Source organism: Halodesulfovibrio sp. MK-HDV (assembly GCF_009914765.1).
Classification (GTDB): domain Bacteria; phylum Desulfobacterota; class Desulfovibrionia; order Desulfovibrionales; family Desulfovibrionaceae; genus Halodesulfovibrio.
On the sequence record NZ_WYDS01000017.1, the window covers coordinates 73,219 to 94,097 of the forward strand.

The window sequence follows — 20,879 nt, forward strand, 5'->3', positions numbered from 1 at the left end:
ATAACGATTTGTCGTATATACTAGTATACTAAATAAAATGCTACTCAAAACCATAACGTTTTAGCTTATTATGCAGAGTAGCCCGCGTAATACCTAATCTTCTGGCGGTCTTGCTTTTGTTATACTCGCACTCTTCCAGAGTCGCGAGAATCGCTTTGCGCTCCAATTCGTCAAGAGACATTCCTGTCAATACAGTAGCTTGCGCTGGCTGCACAGGGGCTTCGTTCTCTTTTGCAGATAACGACAGCGGTAATTCACGGGTAGAGATATACTCCCCCATAGTCATGATGACAGCGCGTTCAATAACATTTTCTAATTCACGAACATTTCCCGGCCATGCGTACCGGATAAGGGTATCCATTGCCTGTGGAGCAAGACCCTTGATGCTTTTGCGATTCTTGTTTGAATATTTTTTCATGAAAAATTCTGCGAGAAGCGGAATGTCACTCGGACGCTCACATAATGTTGGCACCCGAAGCGCAATAACATTGAGACGATAATAGAGATCTTCTCTAAAATTACCGTTTTCTACTTCTTCTGGAAGATTACGGTTTGTGGCGGTGATGACTCGCACATCCACCTTTTCCACCGTGTCACTGCCCACACGCTGCACTTCGCCCTGTTGCAGCGCTCGAAGCAGCTTCGGTTGCAGAGAAACAGGAATTTCACCCACTTCATCAAGGAAAAGCGTACCGCCGTCAGCCTGAACAAAGCGCCCTTCACGTCTTCTGTCTGCACCGGTAAATGCACCGCGCTCATGCCCGAACAATTCAGATTCAAGCAAGTTCTCGCTCAATGCAGCACAGTTAATTGCCACAAAGCTCTTTTCTGCGCGGCTGCTGGCACTGTGGATAGCGTTTGCAACAAGTTCCTTACCTGTTCCCGATTCTCCCGCAATAAGCACAGAGGCATCTGAAGGGGCAATGGTAGCAATTATCTTACGAAGTTCTTTAATGACATCGCTATTGCCGATCATCCCCATATTATTCGGCTCAAGAATACTTCTCAGCTCTTTGTTTTCAGAAGCAAGACGAGTGTGATCGAGCATGCGCTCCAGCGTAAGCTTAAGCACATCAAAATCCAACGGCTTTGTCAGATAATCGTACGCACCAATTTTCAATGCTTTAACCGCAGTATCTACAGATGAAAATGCCGTCATAATTAGAATCGGAATAGAAGGATTGTACTCCTTGATAAGCTCAAGGGCAGTAATGCCATCCATTTTCACCATTCGAATATCCATCAGAATAGAATCGTACGATTGATTACGAACCATTTCGACAGCGACTTCACCATCGTCGGCTTCTGCCACATCGTAGCCCCAGCCTTTTATGATAATTTTAAGCATAGAACGATGCGCTAAATCATCATCTACTATCAATACTTGCGCGCTCATTAGGCGTTTTCTCCTACCGGTGACACTGGGATTTCAATAATAAACTTAGCACCGACACCTTCCTGTGATTCAACACGAATCGTGCCGCCATGTGCTTCTATAATTTTGAGAACAATAGACAGACCAAGTCCTGTCCCCTGACTCTTAGTTGTATAGTATGGTTCAAAAATGCGGACAGCATCTTCTTTGCTGATACCTTGACCTGTGTCGGAAACAATCAATGTTACCAGATCTTCCGTGTGGGAAAGATTCATGGCAAGAGTTCCGCCTTCCGGCATCGCTTCAAGACTGTTGAGACATATATTCAGTACGGCCTGAGAAAGCCTGTCCGGATCAACAGATAAATGCGGCAACGTTTCGTCGTTTTTCATATCCAGAACCACATTGTGTGATGCAGCATCCTGTTTGATTAACCCGAAACAATGCTTGATCAGCGCATTCAGATCAGTCTCGCTACGACGCAAATCGGATGGTCGTGAAAGACTTATGAGATCAGTAATAACGCGGTTAAGGCGCTCTACCTCATGCACCATAATATTAGCTGCTTCCCTGTCTTCAGAGCCTTCATCAAAACGACTGCCGAAGTAGGTTGCATAGCCTTTAATAGAACTTAACGGATTACGGATTTCATGAGCAACACCGGCTGCAAGGGAACCGACCGCTGCCAGTTTTTCCTTACGGCGCACTTCTGCTTCAAGCCTGCGTACTTCACGAAGATCACGCAGCAAATAAACGTATCCGATGGAAGTACCGTCATCCAGCGTAACCGCAGAGCCACTTACGCCGATCGGAATAACTTCCCCGCGCTCGCCAAGGCATTCAACTTCAATTTCAGAAAGCTCTTCGCCGCCGGTAAGCTCTACAAGACGCGCCACGCATTCCGGTAACGCTTCTGAAGGGGATTTGCCCACCACGTTACTATCCACAAGGTTCAACTGCTCCAAGGCAACATCATTGAGCATGGCGATGCGGCCTTCACCATCAGTAACAAGCAAGCCGTCCGGCAAGTTGAACATAACTTCATTAGCCAAGGCTTCGGAAGTCTGCATACGTCTGCGAGACTGGCGTGCCTTCTGCGCCCATGACAACGCAAGGAATCCGGCAAGACCAATAAGAAGTATGAACACAGCATTTACCATGGCGTGTTCTCTGTTAATCTTTTGCGCAGTCGCAAAAGTCTTTTCATCTAATCCAATATAAATAACCGGAGCAGGGCCTTTTGGAGGGAAAAGCTTACGCCTGAACGTGTGTTCTTCTTTTGAACAACCAAGTTCTTGCCTGTGCATTCTTTTTGCCATCCGCCCCATAGAACCGGGCATCATGTCTGCTCTCCCGTCTATCGGGGCAAACGGTCTAAAATCTCTGTAGACAACAAATGCCTTTTCTTTGCCCTGTTCCATAATACGCCAGGAAACATGTCTGCTGGGCTGTAATTCTGCGAGTTGCTGCGGGCTGAATGCGCGAGAACCTACAGCATTAGGATTACTATGAGCAATAATATTGCCGTTAGCATCTGTTGCCATAAGAAACAGGATGTCAGGCTGGGTGGACATTTCTTCAAGCAATGTCTGAAGCCTGAGCGCACCCATATTATGACGGAAATCTGTACGAGTTCCGGCTTCAAGAGCAGTGATGATGGAAGCACCCTTTTCTTCATAGAATGTTTCCAGTTGCCTATTTTCCTGCTCAATGCCTCGAATGGTCAAAAAAGTAATTACCGTGCCGAGGATAATTATCCCCCCGATAAGCAACCATAGTGAGGTAGCAAATTGAGATCGTACTATTTTTTTCTTCCGAAGAGTGGTCTCTTTCATATCAGCCCTGTGTATTCTTTTTTTTCAGTGTAAAAAAAATGGACAATCAGCACAAAGTATTCTGTATGTTTTTTTTACACTTATAGTTCAGTTCATGTTTCGCCAAAAATTTATTTTAGCATAACTATCTAATTTAAAACAACCTTGTAGCATACTTGAAAACTTGGCACACGGGTTGCTCTAGTAGAACTAGCAAAACACGAACCATTACTTGATTCTTGAACATAGGAGTTTATTATGCGGTTTAAAGCATTCAGATTATTAGTTGCAACAGCGTGTGTCATGGCAGTGGCAACCGTAGCATTGGCAGCAGGTCCAACCTGGACAGACCTTACTGAAGCACAGCAGCAGAAGTACATGACCCTGCATGACGACTTCATTAAGAACACTACTCCGCTCCGCGATGCAATGTGGGCCAAAAAAGTAGTGCTTAATGCACTTATGAATAACCAGAACGTTGATACGAACAAAGTAACCAGCATTGTAACTGAAATGAATAAAATGCGTGCAGATATGCGCGCACAGCGTGCTGAATTTGCAGCAACTGTAAAAAAAGAAGTTGGAATTGAACCGTTAAGAAACCCGCACCGTGGGAACAACATGGGCTACAACTGCCCTGGATTTAATGGAAACAAAGGTAATCACGGTGGTGGACACGGTATGAATCGCGGCCACGGCGGCGGACAGGGTATGAACAATTGCGGCAACATGCCGATGCAGATGCAAACCCCAATGCAGGCACCTGCACAGCAGTAATAAAACCAAACATTCCTTATACACACTCCGCAATAACGTCATAACTCGTGGCAGCGAGCGAGTCCTTCACCTCGCATGACGCATTGCAACTCAGCTTTCTTTTACCGTAACGGGTAATATGAATATAAAGGGTAATTGGTACCCTTTCTCCCCCCAGATGGAAGAGCCCTGTACAACTCCTCAAGTACAGGGCTTTTTCTGTTTTCAAGCCCGCTGTTCTCTATCACATGGCCTTGCCCCTAATCATTGAGACGAACCTGTTCAATAGTACAATACTAGGTAGCTATGCACTTTTGGACACACTTGGGGGACTTATGCGCCAGACTACTATTATCTGGATAGCGGTTATTACACTGCTACCAATACTCTCCGCACTTGCCATGCAGTACGATGCACGCAGAAACTCCGGTACTATCTTTCAGGAGCAAGCGGAGCAAAGAGAAGTCACGTTTATTCTCAACACCGCAGATCCCAAAAAAGCAGAAACCACATTCAAACTCGCCCGTGATTTATACAATAAAGGCGTTCGGACTACGGTTATTCTGGAAGGCTCCGGCGTAACACTTGTACGTATTCCATACGCCAAGCAATTTGGATATGATGGTGAAATTGCGGTCTGCCCACGGTGTATGGCTACTTTTGGTATTCGCAAAGATGAACTTCCTGAAGGTGCCTACCTAGCTCCCGATGACAAAGTATTCACCATTCATGCGGGCGATGCCATGCGTCCAAGCTTTGAATAAAGAGCAAGCTATGCGAATATTCACCCCAATGACCATAGCATTCAGTGTGTGGATACTATTCACAGCCTTGCTCTGCGCTAAAGCTTCTCCCGCTTACTCAGCAACACCGCTTCCCACGAAGTATTATTCGCCATCAGCCCGTGCGCCTTATCCTCACATGACCTTTGTCATTCCCGCAGCAAACAAACTGAGACAGGCAATACGAACAATAACACTCGCCAATAAACGCCAGCGAGCCGGAATCGACACGGTTATCCTATTTGAAGGGGACGCGGTGACGCTTCCTGCTGTTCGAGGCATCCCGTTTGGAGTCATGACGGAATTTTGCGGAGAAACCCCATGTGCACCACTGCACACAATGCCTAAGTATCCCAAGCGGGTTACGGACAATATTCCACCGATTATTCCTGAAATAATGATTGCCAACGCAAAGCAAATCTATCTGCCTCTCTTGAACAAACTTCTTTTGGAACACGCCTACCTCGGCGGAAAAATTGTGCTGTGCCCTTGCTGTGAAGGAAATCTTCCAAAAGGAATCCAATTCTTACCAAAAGAAATTGCGCCAGAAAAACTCCACAGACTCGAAAAACAAATGCGAACAACTGAGGGGAATTACTAGGGCTGCAATCAAAACTATCTTGCTGCATCGTGATCATAGAAATTTGATTTAAAAAAAAAAGGAAAGCTACAGACTGCCGTAACTAAACGTTCCGGCAAAAAAGACATGTGTGAATGCGAAAGAGTAAACAAGAAAGTCAGAGCCGCACAAGCAAAGTGCGAAATAGCAGCGTGTTGTATCTATGAAATGAGAGTTCAGAGAAAACTCTGTGGGGATTGGAGGGGGGCTGATGGCTCACAGAAATAGAGCCACACAATATCGTTACAAATTATTCTTCGTTAAAGCCAAACAAGCTGCCGCGACAAATAACTTTGTTACCAAATTTATTTCGCACTGCATCCAGCGTTTCATCAAGCTGCTGTTGTTTTTTTGTAGCACGAACAACGCCCGCACAGTTATGCTGCATATGATCGAGCATATTCAACTGTTCAACGCCGGTATTGTTGTAATTGGAAAGACCAAGCCCGATTAATCGAACAGGTCTAGCCAACTCGATGCTATCTAGGAGGTCTGCCGCCACCTGATAAATAACGTCTGTCGTATTGGTAGGATCAGGTAGCGTTTTGCTGCGGGTAAGGGACTGAAAATCACTGTATTTAACTTTCAACGTAATCGTACGTCCTTTAAGGCCGTGTTTACGCTGATTTTGCCCCACACGATCTGCATGACGCATAAGCCATTTTTTCAACAGCGCTTTATCAAACGTGTCTTTGTGCAACGTGTTTTCTGCACTTTCTGACTTCGCTTCTACATAAGTTTCAACGGCTCTTTCATCGATACCATTGGAACGCTCCCAAAGCGATATGCCACTTTTCCCGAATCGACGCTCCCAGAATTCAACGGAATATTCCAATACTTGCCCGCAAGAACTCACACCCAGTTCGTCCAGCTTTCCAACAAATTTTTTGCCTACACCCGGAATTTTACGCACAGGTAATTCGTTCAAAAAAGCAGGAACATCCTTTTCAAAAATAGCGTACAACCCGTTGGGCTTGTTGTAATCAGAAGCAATTTTGGCAAGAAATTTCACAGGTGCAATACCGATAGAGCAGGTTAATCCTACTGTATCAAAAATTTTTTGCTTTATTCCATGCGCCATTTCAAGAGGAGGTCCGAAAATATGCTCCAAGCCTGTGGCATCAATATAAGCTTCATCAATTGAAGCTTTTTCAATGACTGGTGAATATGCATGGAGCACTGACATTACTTTACGGGAAAGCTCTAAATACCGTTCCCGAGAGTTGCCTGTGTATATTCCATGCGGACATAGCTTACGTGCCTGAACAATAGGCATTGCAGAATGCACACCAAATTTTCGAGCTTCGTACGAGGCTGCGCACACAACACCACGATCACCTGAACCACCCACAATGACAGGTTTCCCTTTCCATTCCGGATGATCCAGTTGCTCTACAGAAGCAAAAAAAGCGTCCATATCAAGGTGCATAATGCAGCGTTTCATCTCTATCATATAACAGAATGAGACTGGAGACAGAAGCCCCATCATGCCGCAACGCTTATTCGTACACCTTATTCATAAGAATCAATGCAATACAGGAACATAGCACAAATGTACTTTTTCTCTTTTCTTTTTAAAAAAGTTAGCATATTCTCTGACGGTTTAAACAATGCCCCATAGCGTGGGGCTTTTCTGTGTCCAATCTATGACCCTCCCTAACTATAGGGAATTAGGTGTGCATATGGCTCTAACAGCTTCCTGCTTTGGTATCATACCCGCCCGGTACGACTCCTCGCGTTTCCCCGGCAAACCGCTTGCCCTCATTGAAGGCAAACCTATGTTCTGGCATGTGTATCAACGTGCTTGTTCATGTCCGGAATTCGACAAGGTAGTACTGGCGACTGACGACGAACGTATTGCTAGCATCGCGCGCGAGCTGGATGTCGAATACGTAATGACCCGCAGCGACCACCCGAGTGGTACGGACAGGGTTTACGAAGCTGCATGTCTGCTTGGTGCTGGTGAAGATTCTGTTATAGTAAATATACAGGGTGATGAACCTGCACTGAATCCGGTCATGCTCACCGAATTAGTTACTCCGTTCTTAACAGACGGAAAAGTACAGGTATCAACGCTTGCGCACCACATCACCGCTGAAGAAGCAGCAAGTCCGGACAAGGTTAAAATTGTTCAGGCTGCCAATGGTGACGCGCTGTATTTTTCCCGTGCGCTTGTACCATTTGCAAGAGACGGTGAGGAAACCGACGGGTATCTTGGGCATATCGGATTGTACGCATTCCGTTTTGGAGTTTTAAAGCAGTTCACAAAGTGGGAGCAGTCCAGCTTAGAGCGTATAGAACGACTTGAGCAACTGCGCCTTTTAGAGAATAATGTTCCTATCAGAGTGGTATGCACGGAACATAAGACACACGGTGTGGATCGTCCTGAAGATATAGACGTAATTTTAAAACTTTTACGGGAGAATTCCTGATGAAAGCCATTTTGGCACTTGAAGACGGCTTTGTACTTGAGGGTCGCTCATTCACCGGACCTGGTGAAACTGGCGGAGAGGTTATCTTCAACACTGGTATGACCGGGTATCAGGAAATTTTGACTGACCCTTCCTACGCCGGACAGATGGTATGTATGACATACCCGCTTATTGGTAACTACGGCGTAACCGAAGAAGATATTGAGTCAGGCGGAGTTCACGCTGCAGCACTTATTGTCAAAGAATGCTGTAAAGTTCCTTCCAGCTGGCGTTCGGTAGCATCTCTGCCGGACTATCTTAAACGTTGTGGCGTTCTTGGTATTGAGGGAATCGATACAAGAGCACTTACAAGCCACATTCGTAAGAACGGCGCAATGCGTGGAATCATTTCTACACAGGAACTTAATGTAGAAAAGCTTGTAGAAAAAGCAAAAGCGCTTCCTTCTATGGAAGGACTCAATCTTGTAAAAGACGTTGCACCAACTGATGTATACCGATGGGACGGCGTTCGACCTCAGAATGTTCGCCTTGTAGACGGTGTTTACAACTGGACCGGCAAAGGTCCTAAGCTTGTAGTGTACGATTTTGGCATTAAATGGAATATTTTACGACTATTACATGAACAGGGACTTGACTTACTAGTTGTTCCTCCGTCATTTACAGCAGAGCAGGTTGCATTAACTGGTGCCGATGCAGTATTTTTATCCAACGGTCCTGGCGACCCTGCTACTCTTAAAAATGAAATTGTCGAAATCACTAAGCTTTGCGACATGATGCCTGTTGGCGGTATTTGCCTCGGTCATCAGCTACTTGGACACGCATTAGGTGGCACAACTTCCAAGCTTAAATTTGGACATCACGGCTGTAACCATCCTGTTAAAGATTTGACAACTGGGCGCATTGAAATTTCTTCGCAGAACCACGGCTTCTGTGTTGAACTGGATAGTGATGATGTAGAAATTACTCATCTTAACCTCAACGATAATACTGTTGAGGGCATTGCACATAAAATTAAGAAAGTTATTTCTGTGCAGCACCATCCAGAAGCTTGTCCGGGACCTAATGACAGTCACTACTTCTTCAAAAGATTCAGTGACATGATCAAGGACAATCTCGATAAGTAGTTTTCTCATGCTTCCAAAAGGGGATTTGGATGTCTGCTGAACTGACTAGAGCTCGTACCCAGCTGAGCAACGTTCGCACGTACTTAAAGCAAGAAAAAATTCAAATGGCTGCTAAGGCACTCCATGACGGAATAATCGCTTACTTAAAGCATCCGTTAATGAAGGCTGAGAAGCAGGAATTTTTGCAACTGCTTGAAGACAGTACAATGTACTTAGCGGCAGCTCCTAAGCTGAAAGAAGTTTTTCCTATCGCACTTATCTTCAAAGAAGGTGAGGAGCGCCAGCTTGTTGAAACGCTGAAGGAATTGCTTACTGAGCTTCAAAAAACCGTAACTGACGAAGCTCAATTAATGCTTGATGCGCTGGAAAAGCAAAAACAAGTAGAGCTGGAAAAAGGCCAATTGTGCCTTGACACAGAGCAAAACGAGAAAGCTACCGCAATCTTTAACTCGTTGCTCTCTAAATTCTCAGAAGACGCAGACCTTAAAAGTGATATTGCAGAACGCTATCTTCGTGCCGGTATGTACAGCGAAGCGTTCACTCAGCTTGCTGAAGCAATTGAATTATCTCCGGAGAACATCCGTTACTACAACAGTATCGGCATGGCACTGCGGAAAATGGGTAAGTTCGACGTAGCAGAGAAATACTTTGCTAAAGCCGTAAAGGTAGCCGGACAAGACCCGCATCTCTTCTTTAACCTTGGCCGAGTCTACGTTGACTGGGAAAAATGGGATAAATGTGCAAAGTCAGCGCTCATGGCGCTGAAACTTGATCCCGAATTTAAAGAAGCAGAAAAAATGCTCGCATTCGCTAAAAAGCGTCTGGCATAACCCCTTGGGCATTACGCTTTGAATAATGGCCTAAGTGCGCCTACGTGTTGTGCAGTTAACTATTTACTGAAACTGCATAATTTGCCTCTTATTTCATATTCAACGCACCCCGCTTTATCAGCAGACCAAGAGCAGGTAGTGAAAACTACCTGCTCTTTTTTTTCTTCATTATTTTTATCTCCACTCACAAACCCCCTTTCTTTTATTGACTTTTCATAAAAATTAGAAAAAACAGCATCTACAAGACAATGTTTGATTTTCGAGATATTTGACTTTGTGCAAAAAAACACAATGTTGCAATAAAAATAATATTTCATCATAAATTCAAACCATTATGCTTTCAAAAAGCACGTGAAAAAAATCGCTACCTCACTGTTTTATTCAGTTTTTTTCAACTTTATGCTTCCACGGAAAAGCATTCAACAAGGTCGATAAACTTGAAATTCAGTGGGTTATTTCGATTCATTTCTTTGCTCTGGGTGATTGACATATTTTTCACATTCTTTTACCCAAAAAGTACGGAACAACATTTGATTAGAGGTCAACGTAAGTTATGCGAGGAAAAAATGCTGAAAAACGTTACTAGACTTTTCACGATGCTAACCCTTTGGGTTGGCGCAGCAGTGTTTGCATCCCCTATGGGTGCATTTGCTACTGAAGCGGCTACTGCCAGCGCTCCGGCGGGTGGTAACCATGTATGGTGGTTCTGGCCACTCATATTGTTAGTTTTCTGTTTTGTACTTGGTGTAATCGCGGTTTTGGCTGGCGTTGGTGGCGGCGTACTGTACGTACCACTAATATCTGGCTTCTTCCCGTTTCACATTGACTTTGTACGTGGTGCAGGCCTTATGGTTGCGCTTGCAGGTGCCCTTGCTGCGGGACCTGGTCTTTTAAAGCGTAACTTAGCAAGCCTTCGTCTTGCACTGCCTATGGCGCTTATTGCCTCCGCCTGTGCGATTGGTGGTGCTGTGCTTGGTTTATACCTTTCACAGCTCGACCCACGATACGTACAGACTGCACTCGGTGCGACCATTATGGGTATCTCCATTCTGCTGCTCTGCTCCAAGAACTCAGAATACCCTATCGTTACTAAACAGGATGCGATCAGCCACGCTCTCGGGATTGAAGGTCTCTATCAGGACCAGGCAACAGGTAAAGAATTTGAATGGAAAACTCACCGCACCTTCACCGGTCTACTGCTGTTCGTCGTTATCGGCGTTATGGCAGGTATGTTCGGCCTTGGTGCTGGTTGGGCTAACATCCCTGTTCTCAACCTTCTCATGGGCGCTCCACTGAAAGTTTCTGTAGCAACATCCAAATTCTTACTCTCCATCACAGATACCTCTGCTGCATGGGTGTACATGAACCAGGGTGCTGTTATTCCACTGATCGCTATTCCTTCCATTATCGGCCTGATGCTCGGCTCTCTCGTAGGTGTACGCCTGCTTGCAGTAGCAAAAGCATCTTTCATCCGTTACATGGTTATCGGCGTTCTCTTTTTTGCTGGTTTCAAGGCGCTCGACAAAGGCCTTGGACTCGGTATTATGGGTTAATGGAGGTAAGTCATGACAAAACAAATGAACGTGTGCGTAACTCCACCAGAACAAATGCGCTATGCAGTTATTCTGGAACGCGGTGCCTATCTTGGTATCCTAATCATGGTGATTACCTATTTACTCTATGCATTTGGTATTACTACACCACATGTGCCGATTGAAACTGTAATCAACAACTGGCACCTCGGTGTTCATGATTACCTAGAAGTTACCAACAGCCCAAGTGGCTGGGACTGGCTAGCCCTTATCGGTACTGGCGATTACCTGAACTACATCGGAATCGTGCTGCTCGCAGTGATGACTATCATCTGCTACGCAACACTTATTATACCTTATTTCCGCTGTGGCGATCACATCTATCTTGCTATCGTCATAGCTGAAATCTTAGTGCTTCTCTTCGCAGCCTCCGGTATCGTTGGAGGGGGCGGGCACTAACGCTCAGCACCAAATGATAATAAATGAAGCCCTTGATCACACGATCAAGGGCTTTTCTTTTTTTTATTTTCTTCTTATTTTTTTTTTTTTGTTGCCTTCGGCGAGGGGGCGCTGCCCTCCACCCGCAAGGGGGAGCCCCCCTTGACCGGCGATTATGCGAACCCTTTATTTGTAAAAGTTTCGAACTGATCAACTAAATTCAGAATTCGGGCCCTTTGCTCATCCGAAATGTGGTACGCAGGGTGGTACCTTATAATCTGATTATTTTTTACAACTATTTTAAATTCAGCTAATTATGCTGCGATTTGAATCCCTCCCTTTATTTCGAAAAAAATACAGAACCGAACATCCAAAAGACCCTGCTTAATAAGCAGGGTCTTTAATGTGTCCAGCTGTGTAGGGTCTACAGCTAGGAGTAGGGAGAATGCGGCGTAGAGAGTTGAGGTGCAATCACTTTGGCAATTAATAAGAAAATGATCTGAGCACTTCAGTGAGTATAAATTGTAGCCATCTGGTGTGATATCATTCTCGGCAATTTATGAGTATTGATATACGTTAAGCACATTGCTTGCCGAAGCTTGAGCAAGCATTTTTTTGATTTGTTGTGAATACAATATCCTAATTTGGGATATCTATAAACACAACATACCCTTGCCTCTATCTACGTGGAGGATAATGTGGTGAAATCAATATATTCTGTGGAATATAAAGCTGTTATTGATGCGCTTGTGGCAGAGCGTAAACATGCTGGGATAACTCAATCTCAACTGGCCAATAAATTAGGCAAGCCTCAGTCTTTTGTTTCAAAGATCGAGAGCAGAGAGCGAAGACTTGATATCATTGAGTTTTTTCATATTTGCAGAGCTATGGGTAAAGATGGCGTTGAAATTCTGCGTTCTGCTGGGATTTGCTAAACTGCTGCTGAGTGCTTGATTGTTATTTTTGTGTTCTGTCGGTCGAACTTTATTGAGTTTTATAAATCCTGTCATCTTGGTGGCAGGATTTTTTTATTTTAAAGAGGCAACGTTCGAATTGCAGGCAAGTTCTTGCCTTATCCTTCGCCACGAGCTTGGCGACCATTTTAGCAAGTTCGGGTCAACTCTTTGTGGTTATTTTCAGCGCGGTTTCTCCCACGGATGAAGAATAAAAAAGGGCTACTTGCTTGGCACAAGTAGCCCTGAAAATCAGCACAAAGAGTTGACCCGTGCTCGCGATCAATCTCAATCTCAATCTCAATTCAATTCAATTCAATTCAATTCAATTCATGCAAATCCAATAGAACCTATTAAATTACAATACAATTTTTACCCATTCATCATATTTAATAAACCATTTGTGACGGTGTATACGCCAACATTTTCGGAATGCTTTTGCATTAGGTCAACGGTTTGCGGATGACAGGTAAAGAGGAATACCTGATTGTGCGCTGCTAATTCAGCAATTGTTTCTGCTGTGCTTGCGGCTCTTGTTGGATCAAAATTTACCATGATGTCATCCATGATGACGGGTAATGGCTCATTTTGCCCTGAATGACTTAAAATATGCCCAAGTCGCAACGATAAATAAAGCTGCTCCACGGTTCCGCGACTTAATTCTTCCGGCTCACGACGTGTTCCATCTTCTGCCAGTGCAAAAATGTTTTCTTCACCAAGCGGCTTGAATACACCACTGTATGCACCTTTTGTAATTGTCTTGAAGAAAGTTCCGGCCTGTTTAACCACTTCTGGCTGTTGTTCACGTTCAAACCGCTCACGGGCACGGGATAAAAGATGTTCGGCAATACGGAATCGTGCCCATTCTTTTGCTAACCCGTTTGCTTCTTCTTTAAGCTCTTCACTTTGAATTCTTTGACGCGCTTGTTCTTCAGTTGAAGTCAGTTTTTCCTGCTCAACTTTAGACTGAATAAGCTTCTGCCGCAGTTCTTCTTGCTCTTGCTCTTTTTCTAGGATGGTTGCGGATAACTCGGATGCTTTTACTGCAAGCTCCTGTTCGCTCTGCTGACCTATTCGAGCTGTGAGCTGTTCGATATCACCATCTTCACTGGCAGCTGTGAGAGAAGCCTTCAGAGCGTTAAATGCAGATACTATTTCTTGCTGTTGTACGTAGAGCGCATGTTTTGTTCTGAAAGATTCTTCGTCTGTGGCACTTGCGGCTGTAAATAATGCATGAATCTCTTCTTCAAACTTCACTAAAGAATCGCGAAGAATTTTTGCGGATTCAACATCTTTGTGCAATGCTTCAGAGAGACTTTTACCGGCGGTTTGGGCAGCTTGAGACTCTGTTAAAATACGAAGTAACTTATCTTGCGTCGCACTGCGCTTAATGGTGCGATCAAAAGCATATTCCGGCTCAATTCCGGCTGCCGCACAAAGAGCGTCTTGCTGCTTTGAAAAAGCTTCAAGAACACCATGTACAGAGGCTTTGCGAGCCTTTAGGTCGGAAAGGTGACTAATATTAGATTTGGCGTCTTTAATAAGCTGTAAGGTTTCGGGAATGTGTTGAACTCGTAACGTTGACGATAAGTCACGCTGTAAAAGCCATTGTTCCACCTTTACATTGACTGTTGTTAGAACCTCGTCAGCCTCTTGATCAATGCGGCTTCCTTTTTCGAACTGTTCCAACGCTTCATCATGCTGCTTTTGAGCAAGAGTCAGCTTTTCCTGCAACGCATCACATGCCATTAAGCCACGCTGCATATCTTCAAATAAATCTTCTGCCTGAAGCAGACATTCTTCGGTTGCAGTCGGTTGTGGAAATAGTAATGGAGCTTCATTCATAACAGCTAAAATATCTTGCTGTTTGGCTGCTTGTTTCTTTTTCCGCTGCACAGTTACCAGCACAAAGCCCGCTATTGCCAACACAATAACTGAAAGCCCACAATACAAAGTGTATGGCGGAGCTGGAACAAATTTTGGAAGAGCGGCTATACCCGCACCTACAACACCTACGGATGTCGCCATCATAAGTGCTGAGTTGTTTGAACCAGTTTCCGTAGCAAGAACCATTGGTAATCTGGTGCGAACAGTCCGTAACATTTCTTTATTTTTTTGTAGATCAACTGGTGCGGAATTTTGCTCATCTTTTAGAGCGGAAAAACGCATAACATCGGCATTCTGTTCAAATTCATATGTGCGCTGCTCAATATTGCGCCGCGCATCGTCAAGAACTCCGGCAAGACGTGATGCTTCGTTCTGAGCAAGATTTGCTGCCTGCTTTGCTGAATCTATTTGCTCTTCTAACTGCGCGACTTCCCGTCGTGTGTTGTCTGACAAATCAAATGCAACCACTCGTTCAGCATTCCAGTCACTGCCAAGCTGCCCAAAAGTTTCTGTAAGATCGCGTTCGAGAGTTTTTTGTTCCAGCTCAAGCTGTTCCAATTCACTCTTTTTTCCCGCCACCACAGCTTTTTCGTCGCTTAATGCACGTACAACGTCCTGCTGCTCCACAAGCTCAGTATTAACCTGTGCCTGCTGTGCTTCAATATCTCGCTTTGTCGCTTCAATACTGCTTTTGAGCTTGGATAATTGCTCCCGCTTTTCTTGCACACTTTCATTACGACTATCGAACCGAGATAATCCTTCAGACGGAAATTCAATAAGCGGTTGAACAGCCTCAAGCGCTGCCTTCTTTTCTTTGTATTCGGTTAAAATACTCCACAGACGAATATCCACATTTACGGTTCCGGCTTCAATGCCTAACTCGCGCAAGAGAACGGTTCGCTCTGCAAGCTCTTCTTCAAGTTCAGAAATTTTTTGTGAAACTGCCAAGTACGCTGATACGCTGTCATCACTGGCATTCATGTCTTTGCGAAGCTGTTCAAGCTCTTTGAGATTTTTATTCAATGGCAGAACTTTGCCACCTTTTTTAAATAATGCCTCTCGTTTTGCTGAAAGATGCTTCATAACATCTGTGTACGAAGCGCCACCACCATGAACAGTTCCGTACAAAGCATTACGCACAGCATCACCTGTTAACGCATCTTTGCTCTGTAGTTCTGTAAGAGAAAAACCATACACGTTTGTGTACAAGTCACGCGAAACATTGCCGAGTAATGCCTGCAAGGCAGACTCATCCATCTGGCTACCATCAGCACCAGTGATGCCAACACGCTTTGGCTTAAAGGAGCGTTCAAGGCGGAGTGCACCAAACTTTTGTGTATCAAGCCCCAGTACACCGGCATGATTACCACCGCGAAGCGGCTCATGGTGCGAAATATTTTTTCCTTTTCGCGGGAGCCCGAAAAGCATGTACCGTAAAAAAGACAAACAGGTGGATTTCCCCGCTTCGTTATTTCCAAGAAAAACGTTCACACCGGAAGAAAATCCAGAAAGATCCTGTTCAGAAAAAACACCAAAGCCGTTTATATGAAGGTCAGTAATCCGCATTATTCTGCCTCCAACAAATCAAGGCATACATATTGTGCTTCTGTGGCAAGCTGGATCAGCTCTTCATCAGAAAGAATGGTTAAATGGCGTTTGCTCGTGGGAGAACCAAACAATTCACTTACTGAATCACGAAGTTCTGCCACACCATCTTCACTCGTCAGCTGGTCTGCAACAGTCAGCGCCTCACCAAGTAAATCTGGCCGGCTGCGCATAGCTTCAATATCCACATCCGGCTTACACGCCAGTTCAATATCTTTCAGCCAGACAAACGGGCTATTTTCCATTTGCCCTTCACGAATGCGCTCTGCAAGTTCTTTCACTGCGCCATTCTTTCGTAATTCCCCATCAAGGACGCTACGACCTTCCAGTACCAGGCGTACAATCACGCCTTTACACCCTTCAGACAATTGTTGAGAAATTTCATCAAGACGAGATTCAACAACTTCTTCAAGTGCATCAAGTTGTTCAACAGTAGAAATATCCACCGATTCAATTTTCCACTGGATTCTGCCAAGAGTATGGTGTCGGCTAGAAACTTGACCATCCGCAACATCAATTAGCAGACAGCCACGCTCACCTTGCTCATTAATATGCAGCCCCTGAATATTTCCAGAATAGGCAACAAACGGTTCCCGACTCACAATCTGTTGTTCGTGGATATGTCCAAGCGCCCAGTATTCAATGCCTGACTTTGCAAAGTCTGCCACACTCGCCGGAGCATATTGTTCAGAAGCTGCGACAGAATCCACAGTGCAATGCAGCACTGCTACCTGAAAAACATTGTCCTCGGTACGCGCATACAGCCTTGCAAGTTTTCTACGTTCGTTATGTTTTCCATGGCTCATGCCATGCACGACCGTAACAAGCTCCCCGTGTTCATTTTCAACACGCACTTGCTCGACAGCTTCTGTGCCGAAGATATGAACATTATCCGGAAAGCTGAAAGATTTTTCTGTTTCAAGCAGCGGGTCATGGTTGCCGTGAACAATAAAAACTCGAACCCCTGCATCGCGCATACGTTTACACGCATCAAGCAACGCAAAACGTGCCTTCAAACTCTGGTCTTCCTGATTATAAATATCACCAGCAAGTACAACAAAGAATGGACGTTCATTGCACGCAAGCTGCGTCAAACGCTCCAACGCCTCAAAAGTAGCAGAGCGCAGAACACTCGCCACCTGTGGTGAAACGTGAGCAACGCCCTTAAAGGCTGCATCCAGATGCAAATCTGCTGCGTGGATAAAAGAAAATGTCGGTTTCATGGATAGCGACCTTTTTGGTCTGTTATGAACATGCGATGCGTTGTTTTTTTAGGGAGTTTTTTTGCCTCCGGCGGCTTAAGAACCCTTTTGAAAAAGGGCTTCTTAAGAATCTCCTAAAACTTTTATTCGCGAGTTCAGCACGTTTTTATTATTCTTTCGCGGCTATTAACCACTACCTTGGGACTTTTGAGGAGTGGAGGTGCAAAAGATTTATTAAATATAAAAAATTTACTTGTAAAAATTGGATTGTAAAAAGATATGGCTAAAAAAAAATATTTTTTAGCTATTTTTTCAAGTCAGTAAATTTAAATTTTATCGATAAGTTCGTTCCCTACATCGAAGGGATGTTCCCATGTTGGCAAACAGATAAATTTTTCTGTAGGCAAAACAATTCGCCATGCATGAAGAAACATTCCCTGCGGATTCGGGGAGCCGTTATATTTTACATCCCCGATAATAGGGTGATTTCTACTAGAAAGCTGCACGCGGATCTGATGCGTTCGTCCTGTTTGTAATGATATCTGCAGCAAAGATTTTTTATCCGTTACGAGCAGCGGAGTAACAGTACAAAGTGAATCTTTGCCCTCACCGGTCTCGATACGTTCTTTGCCATCTTCCTGCGTCTGTTTGCTCAGTTGATCATGAAGTTGCACAGCTTCGGAATGTTCCCATCTACCTTCAACCCATGCAAGGTAATGCTTACCCAGCGCATGTTCGTTGCGTAAAAGTTCATGCAATTCCTGCAAACGGGTATAGCTAGTCGCAACCAGCAACAGGCCGGATGTGTTTTTATCTAATCGATGAGCAGGCGTCGGGCAAAAAGGTGCATCTGCATATTTTAATTTCAAGCGTGTCGTAACAGCGTCAGTATGACCTGTTCCCGGTTGAACCGGTAAGCCAGCAGGCTTGTGCAAAACAAGCAACCCATCAGCTTCACCGACAATCGTCAGCTCAATATTTTCTTTTGCGGAACCTTGTTCCTCTTTTCTCTGTTCAGAAGAGAGCCCTGACTCATCAATAGTATAAGGCGGAATCCGCACCATATCGTCCAGCTCCAACCGAATAAAAGGCTTCGTACGCCCTTTATTTACACGCACCTGTCCGGTTCTGATCCAGCGCATCATTGCGCTTTTAGGAACATTTTTATCAACTCTGCGTTGCAAAAACTGCAACAACTTCTGACCGGCTTCCTCCGGCGTTACCGTAACAAATTCAACCTGTCCCATGTAGATCCTTTATTAGCCACGATAGATTATCTCTGAAGGGTCTGCTACGCGTGCTTCTCTCCGACGTAAGGCGGGTTCACCTCAAGGGCACTGTCCGCTTGAGCCTTTTAGGGCTGACAAAAATTCGTGCTCACGCAAAACGTTCGAATATTCAAATTTTGTATCCCGCAGTTGTACTGCAACATATTTCAATTGGCTACTACGGAGAAGTTATCTACAAGGTGTTCATAACTCCTATCAGTGGAAAATGTTCGTAACTTTTGTATCTCACTTTTTTCAAAGAGAAATCAAACAACATTTTACGAACATTTATCTTTGTACATAACTTGTTCCTAACAACTAAAGAGAAGGTTCATCACGAAATCCAAACAATTAAGTATTCCCCCTACGATAATAAAAAGGGAGATCACTCCCATAAAAAAAGCCCCGTAAAAGGGGTAAAGGGGACAGTGTCCCCTTGCGGGGGTACAGGGGGGGCGGCGCCAGTCAACCGTTCGCGAGTCTGCGAGCGGTACGGGAACAAGTGCCCTTGGGGTGAGCCCGCCTGTCCGCCGGAGGCAATAAAATACTCAAAAGCCCCCGACAAAGCAGGCTACAAACAATAATCGTAAGAATTATTTTTTATGATTTTTTTTAGCCTGCTGACCTATTTCGAACATAACACCCGCAGAATGCCTTGAAATGAGGGAAGATAGCCCGTGGCTCATGTTGTCGAAAAAAACAGGCTCAGAACGGCGATTGCTTGGCTTACCCTTTGTTTTTTGATATATAACTAAGGTTACGTTGCCTGATTTTATATACAAGAAATTTAACGGCAACTTTTGCTAATAACCAACCAGAAGTAGTATATTTATTTTGCTGAAAAACGGGCTGAGAAATTTCCTCGAACAACAGTATCCTGAAAAGGATCTGCGTAACTGGTTCGACCCCCTCACGATACACTATGGTGATGTAGAAAAAAGTGTATCCGTGGCCTTTCCTCACGCTTTTTTCGGCTCATGGTTCACTACACACGGAAAAGCTGCTCTGGAACAGGCTGTACGGGATTACATTAGTCCTGAAGTGGTTGTGTTGTATGACACTCCCCTTGCGGACCCGACACCTGTTACAACGACACAAGTAGCGCCTCCATCAGGTACAACTGTGCAGGAGCAAACTGCACCGGTAATTAGCCGTACAATGCTCAACAATCAGTTCACATTCGATACGTTTTTGCACAACGCTAAAAATGTGTTTCCTGTTGCGAGTGCTAAGGAAGTTGCCAAAGCGGATATTTCCCCAAAATATAATCCGTTAGTTATTGCAGGCCCTTCCGGAAGCGGAAAAACCCATCTATTGCGTGCTATTGCACACTCAATCATCGAACATCGCGGAGAAAATTCAATGTTCTTAGGGAACGTTGAAGATCTTGCTGCGTTGTATCAGGACGGCAGCCCCGGCGCCCGATTTGAGATGCGCAAAAATATTGTTCAGAAAGATTTTTTCTTGCTGGATGATTTGCAACGGTTGGAAGAGTTTCCAATTCTACAAGAAGAGTTGATAGCGCTCTTTGATGCATTCCATGACAATAATAAGCAGATGGTATTCTGTTGTACGGATGGATTGACTGCACATGACTTTTTGCTGCCCACCTTACGCTCCCGTCTGGAGTGGGGACTGCTGGCTCAACTGAAGCCGCAGGATATGGACATCAGAATAAAATATGCCACCAACCATCTGAAAGATAATCAAATAAAGCTGACAAATGATCAGATCATTTTACTCTGTCAGCGCTTTGATAACTTTAGATTGTTACAGGGTGTGCTGCTTAAATTGGCGGCATTTAAAGACCTTATGCACACTGAAGTATCTGAATATGAATTTAATCAGATTATCGAGCACACGGATAATACAAAATCCAATCCGCTTACCTCTGACATTATTATAGGGGTGGTAGCAGAACACTACATGCTACAGACGAAAGATTTGTTGAGTGAAAAACGACATCAGAAAATCGTACTCGCAAGACAAGTTGCCATGTACCTGACCCGTACACTGCTTGGTTCTTCGTATCCTGCACTTGGCAGAATGTTCGGCGGAAAAGACCATTCTACAGTTATCTATGCAGTTAATAAAATTAAGAAATTTATAGTTACGAACAAAGATACGAAACTTTTAATAAACGAGCTGAAGGAAAAGTGCTTAACTGCCACGAAATAAAAAACACTCCTTCAGTTACGCGCACCCGGTTACTAACGGGTGAATTAAAGTGACATAAAAACTCTATGCAAAATCAATCATTTA

General features: G+C 44.5%; 16 protein-coding genes. 10 read left to right on the forward strand and 6 right to left on the reverse strand.

Translation table 11 applies throughout. The annotated features are described in order from the left end of the window. Nucleotides 1-40: 40 nt before the first annotated feature. Together MKHDV_RS13715 and MKHDV_RS13720 are read right to left on the reverse strand one after the other, a co-directional pair. A complete protein-coding gene (locus tag MKHDV_RS13715) occupies nt 41-1,396 on the reverse strand; it encodes a sigma-54 dependent transcriptional regulator (RefSeq protein ID WP_160716236.1) in 1,356 nt (451 codons plus the stop codon). Then, nucleotides 1,396-3,210: an ATP-binding protein gene (locus tag MKHDV_RS13720; protein WP_160716238.1), complete on the reverse strand. Its 1,815-nt coding sequence runs from the start codon at nt 3,208-3,210 to the stop codon at nt 1,396-1,398. Before MKHDV_RS13720 ends, MKHDV_RS13715 begins: the two co-directional genes overlap by 1 nt. A gap of 237 nt (nt 3,211-3,447) precedes the next feature. Here MKHDV_RS13720 and MKHDV_RS13725 point away from each other — a divergent pair, with 237 nt between their 5' ends. From MKHDV_RS13725 to MKHDV_RS13735, 3 genes are all read left to right on the forward strand, one after another. Beyond that, nucleotides 3,448-3,966, forward strand: coding sequence for a Spy/CpxP family protein refolding chaperone (locus tag MKHDV_RS13725; protein WP_160716240.1), 519 nt, complete (start codon nt 3,448-3,450; stop codon nt 3,964-3,966). Between the two features lie 314 nt (nt 3,967-4,280). Next, the gene (locus MKHDV_RS13730; RefSeq protein WP_160716242.1) at nt 4,281-4,709 is read left to right on the forward strand and encodes a hypothetical protein; all 429 of its coding nucleotides are present in this window, start codon (nt 4,281-4,283) and stop codon (nt 4,707-4,709) included. Nucleotides 4,710-4,719: 10 nt separating this feature from the next. Beyond that, the gene (locus MKHDV_RS13735; protein ID WP_160716244.1) at nt 4,720-5,328 is read left to right on the forward strand and encodes a hypothetical protein; all 609 of its coding nucleotides are present in this window, start codon (nt 4,720-4,722) and stop codon (nt 5,326-5,328) included. A 268-nt stretch (nt 5,329-5,596) separates the two neighbouring features. Here the strand turns inward: MKHDV_RS13735 and MKHDV_RS13740 are convergent, their stop codons facing one another. Next, entirely contained in the window at nt 5,597-6,790 is a 1,194-nt protein-coding gene (locus tag MKHDV_RS13740) for a DNA polymerase IV (protein WP_254060487.1), read from the reverse strand. 238 nt (nt 6,791-7,028) lie between these two features. On the opposite strand from MKHDV_RS13740, the gene kdsB reads away from it, so the two are divergent. The 6 genes from kdsB to MKHDV_RS13770 all read left to right on the forward strand — a co-directional run bounded on the left by kdsB (nt 7,029) and on the right by MKHDV_RS13770 (nt 12,637). Further along, a complete protein-coding gene (gene kdsB, locus MKHDV_RS13745; RefSeq protein ID WP_160716246.1) occupies nt 7,029-7,778 on the forward strand; it encodes a 3-deoxy-manno-octulosonate cytidylyltransferase in 750 nt (249 codons plus the stop codon). Beyond that, nucleotides 7,778-8,902 (forward strand): glutamine-hydrolyzing carbamoyl-phosphate synthase small subunit, encoded by a 1,125-nt coding sequence (gene carA / locus MKHDV_RS13750; protein WP_160716248.1) that lies wholly within the window; start codon nt 7,778-7,780, stop codon nt 8,900-8,902. The genes kdsB and carA overlap by 1 nt, the downstream gene beginning before the upstream one ends. Before the next feature lie 29 nt (nt 8,903-8,931). Beyond that, on the forward strand, nt 8,932-9,732 hold the full coding sequence (locus tag MKHDV_RS13755; RefSeq protein ID WP_160716250.1) for a tetratricopeptide repeat protein: 801 nt from the start codon (nt 8,932-8,934) through the stop codon (nt 9,730-9,732). 566 nt (nt 9,733-10,298) lie between these two features. Next, on the forward strand, nt 10,299-11,285 hold the full coding sequence (locus MKHDV_RS13760) for a sulfite exporter TauE/SafE family protein (protein ID WP_160716252.1): 987 nt from the start codon (nt 10,299-10,301) through the stop codon (nt 11,283-11,285). A 12-nt stretch (nt 11,286-11,297) separates the two neighbouring features. Further along, nucleotides 11,298-11,723: a DUF1634 domain-containing protein gene (locus MKHDV_RS13765; RefSeq protein ID WP_160716254.1), complete on the forward strand. Its 426-nt coding sequence runs from the start codon at nt 11,298-11,300 to the stop codon at nt 11,721-11,723. A 677-nt stretch (nt 11,724-12,400) separates the two neighbouring features. Further along, nucleotides 12,401-12,637 carry a helix-turn-helix domain-containing protein gene (locus MKHDV_RS13770; RefSeq protein ID WP_216846930.1) on the forward strand — a complete coding sequence of 79 codons (237 nt, stop codon included), beginning with the start codon at nt 12,401-12,403 and terminating at the stop codon, nt 12,635-12,637. A 390-nt stretch (nt 12,638-13,027) separates the two neighbouring features. Here MKHDV_RS13770 and MKHDV_RS13775 read toward each other — a convergent pair whose 3' ends face one another. The 3 genes from MKHDV_RS13775 to MKHDV_RS13785 form a co-directional block, all read right to left on the reverse strand. After that, a complete protein-coding gene (locus tag MKHDV_RS13775; protein WP_160716256.1) occupies nt 13,028-16,108 on the reverse strand; it encodes an AAA family ATPase in 3,081 nt (1,026 codons plus the stop codon). Then, on the reverse strand, nt 16,108-17,370 hold the full coding sequence (locus MKHDV_RS13780) for a DNA repair exonuclease (protein ID WP_160716258.1): 1,263 nt from the start codon (nt 17,368-17,370) through the stop codon (nt 16,108-16,110). The genes MKHDV_RS13775 and MKHDV_RS13780 overlap by 1 nt, the downstream gene beginning before the upstream one ends. A 305-nt stretch (nt 17,371-17,675) precedes the next feature. Beyond that, a complete protein-coding gene (locus MKHDV_RS13785) occupies nt 17,676-18,596 on the reverse strand; it encodes an RNA pseudouridine synthase (protein ID WP_160716260.1) in 921 nt (306 codons plus the stop codon). A gap of 969 nt (nt 18,597-19,565) precedes the next feature. Here MKHDV_RS13785 and MKHDV_RS13790 point away from each other — a divergent pair. Then, nucleotides 19,566-20,795 carry a DnaA ATPase domain-containing protein gene (locus MKHDV_RS13790; protein ID WP_216846931.1) on the forward strand — a complete coding sequence of 410 codons (1,230 nt, stop codon included), beginning with the start codon at nt 19,566-19,568 and terminating at the stop codon, nt 20,793-20,795. The last annotated feature ends 84 nt before the right edge of the window (nt 20,796-20,879 follow it).

What these genes read in the sequence shown, in the direction of transcription:
- MKHDV_RS13755 (WP_160716250.1), top strand. Translation starts at nt 8,932, where the DNA reads ATGTCTGCTGAACTGACTAGAGCTCGTACCCAGCTGAGCAACGTTCGC.
- carA (WP_160716248.1), top strand. Translation starts at nt 7,778, where the DNA reads ATGAAAGCCATTTTGGCACTTGAAGACGGCTTTGTACTTGAGGGTCGC.
- kdsB (WP_160716246.1), top strand. Translation starts at nt 7,029, where the DNA reads ATGGCTCTAACAGCTTCCTGCTTTGGTATCATACCCGCCCGGTACGAC.
- MKHDV_RS13735 (WP_160716244.1), top strand. Translation starts at nt 4,720, where the DNA reads ATGCGAATATTCACCCCAATGACCATAGCATTCAGTGTGTGGATACTA.
- MKHDV_RS13765 (WP_160716254.1), top strand. Translation starts at nt 11,298, where the DNA reads ATGACAAAACAAATGAACGTGTGCGTAACTCCACCAGAACAAATGCGC.
- MKHDV_RS13780 (WP_160716258.1), bottom strand. Translation starts at nt 17,370, where the DNA reads ATGAAACCGACATTTTCTTTTATCCACGCAGCAGATTTGCATCTGGAT.
- MKHDV_RS13720 (WP_160716238.1), bottom strand. Translation starts at nt 3,210, where the DNA reads ATGAAAGAGACCACTCTTCGGAAGAAAAAAATAGTACGATCTCAATTT.
- MKHDV_RS13730 (WP_160716242.1), top strand. Translation starts at nt 4,281, where the DNA reads ATGCGCCAGACTACTATTATCTGGATAGCGGTTATTACACTGCTACCA.
- MKHDV_RS13775 (WP_160716256.1), bottom strand. Translation starts at nt 16,108, where the DNA reads ATGCGGATTACTGACCTTCATATAAACGGCTTTGGTGTTTTTTCTGAA.
- MKHDV_RS13760 (WP_160716252.1), top strand. Translation starts at nt 10,299, where the DNA reads ATGCTGAAAAACGTTACTAGACTTTTCACGATGCTAACCCTTTGGGTT.
- MKHDV_RS13725 (WP_160716240.1), top strand. Translation starts at nt 3,448, where the DNA reads ATGCGGTTTAAAGCATTCAGATTATTAGTTGCAACAGCGTGTGTCATG.
- MKHDV_RS13740 (WP_254060487.1), bottom strand. Translation starts at nt 6,790, where the DNA reads ATGAAACGCTGCATTATGCACCTTGATATGGACGCTTTTTTTGCTTCT.
- MKHDV_RS13715 (WP_160716236.1), bottom strand. Translation starts at nt 1,396, where the DNA reads ATGAGCGCGCAAGTATTGATAGTAGATGATGATTTAGCGCATCGTTCT.
- MKHDV_RS13785 (WP_160716260.1), bottom strand. Translation starts at nt 18,596, where the DNA reads ATGGGACAGGTTGAATTTGTTACGGTAACGCCGGAGGAAGCCGGTCAG.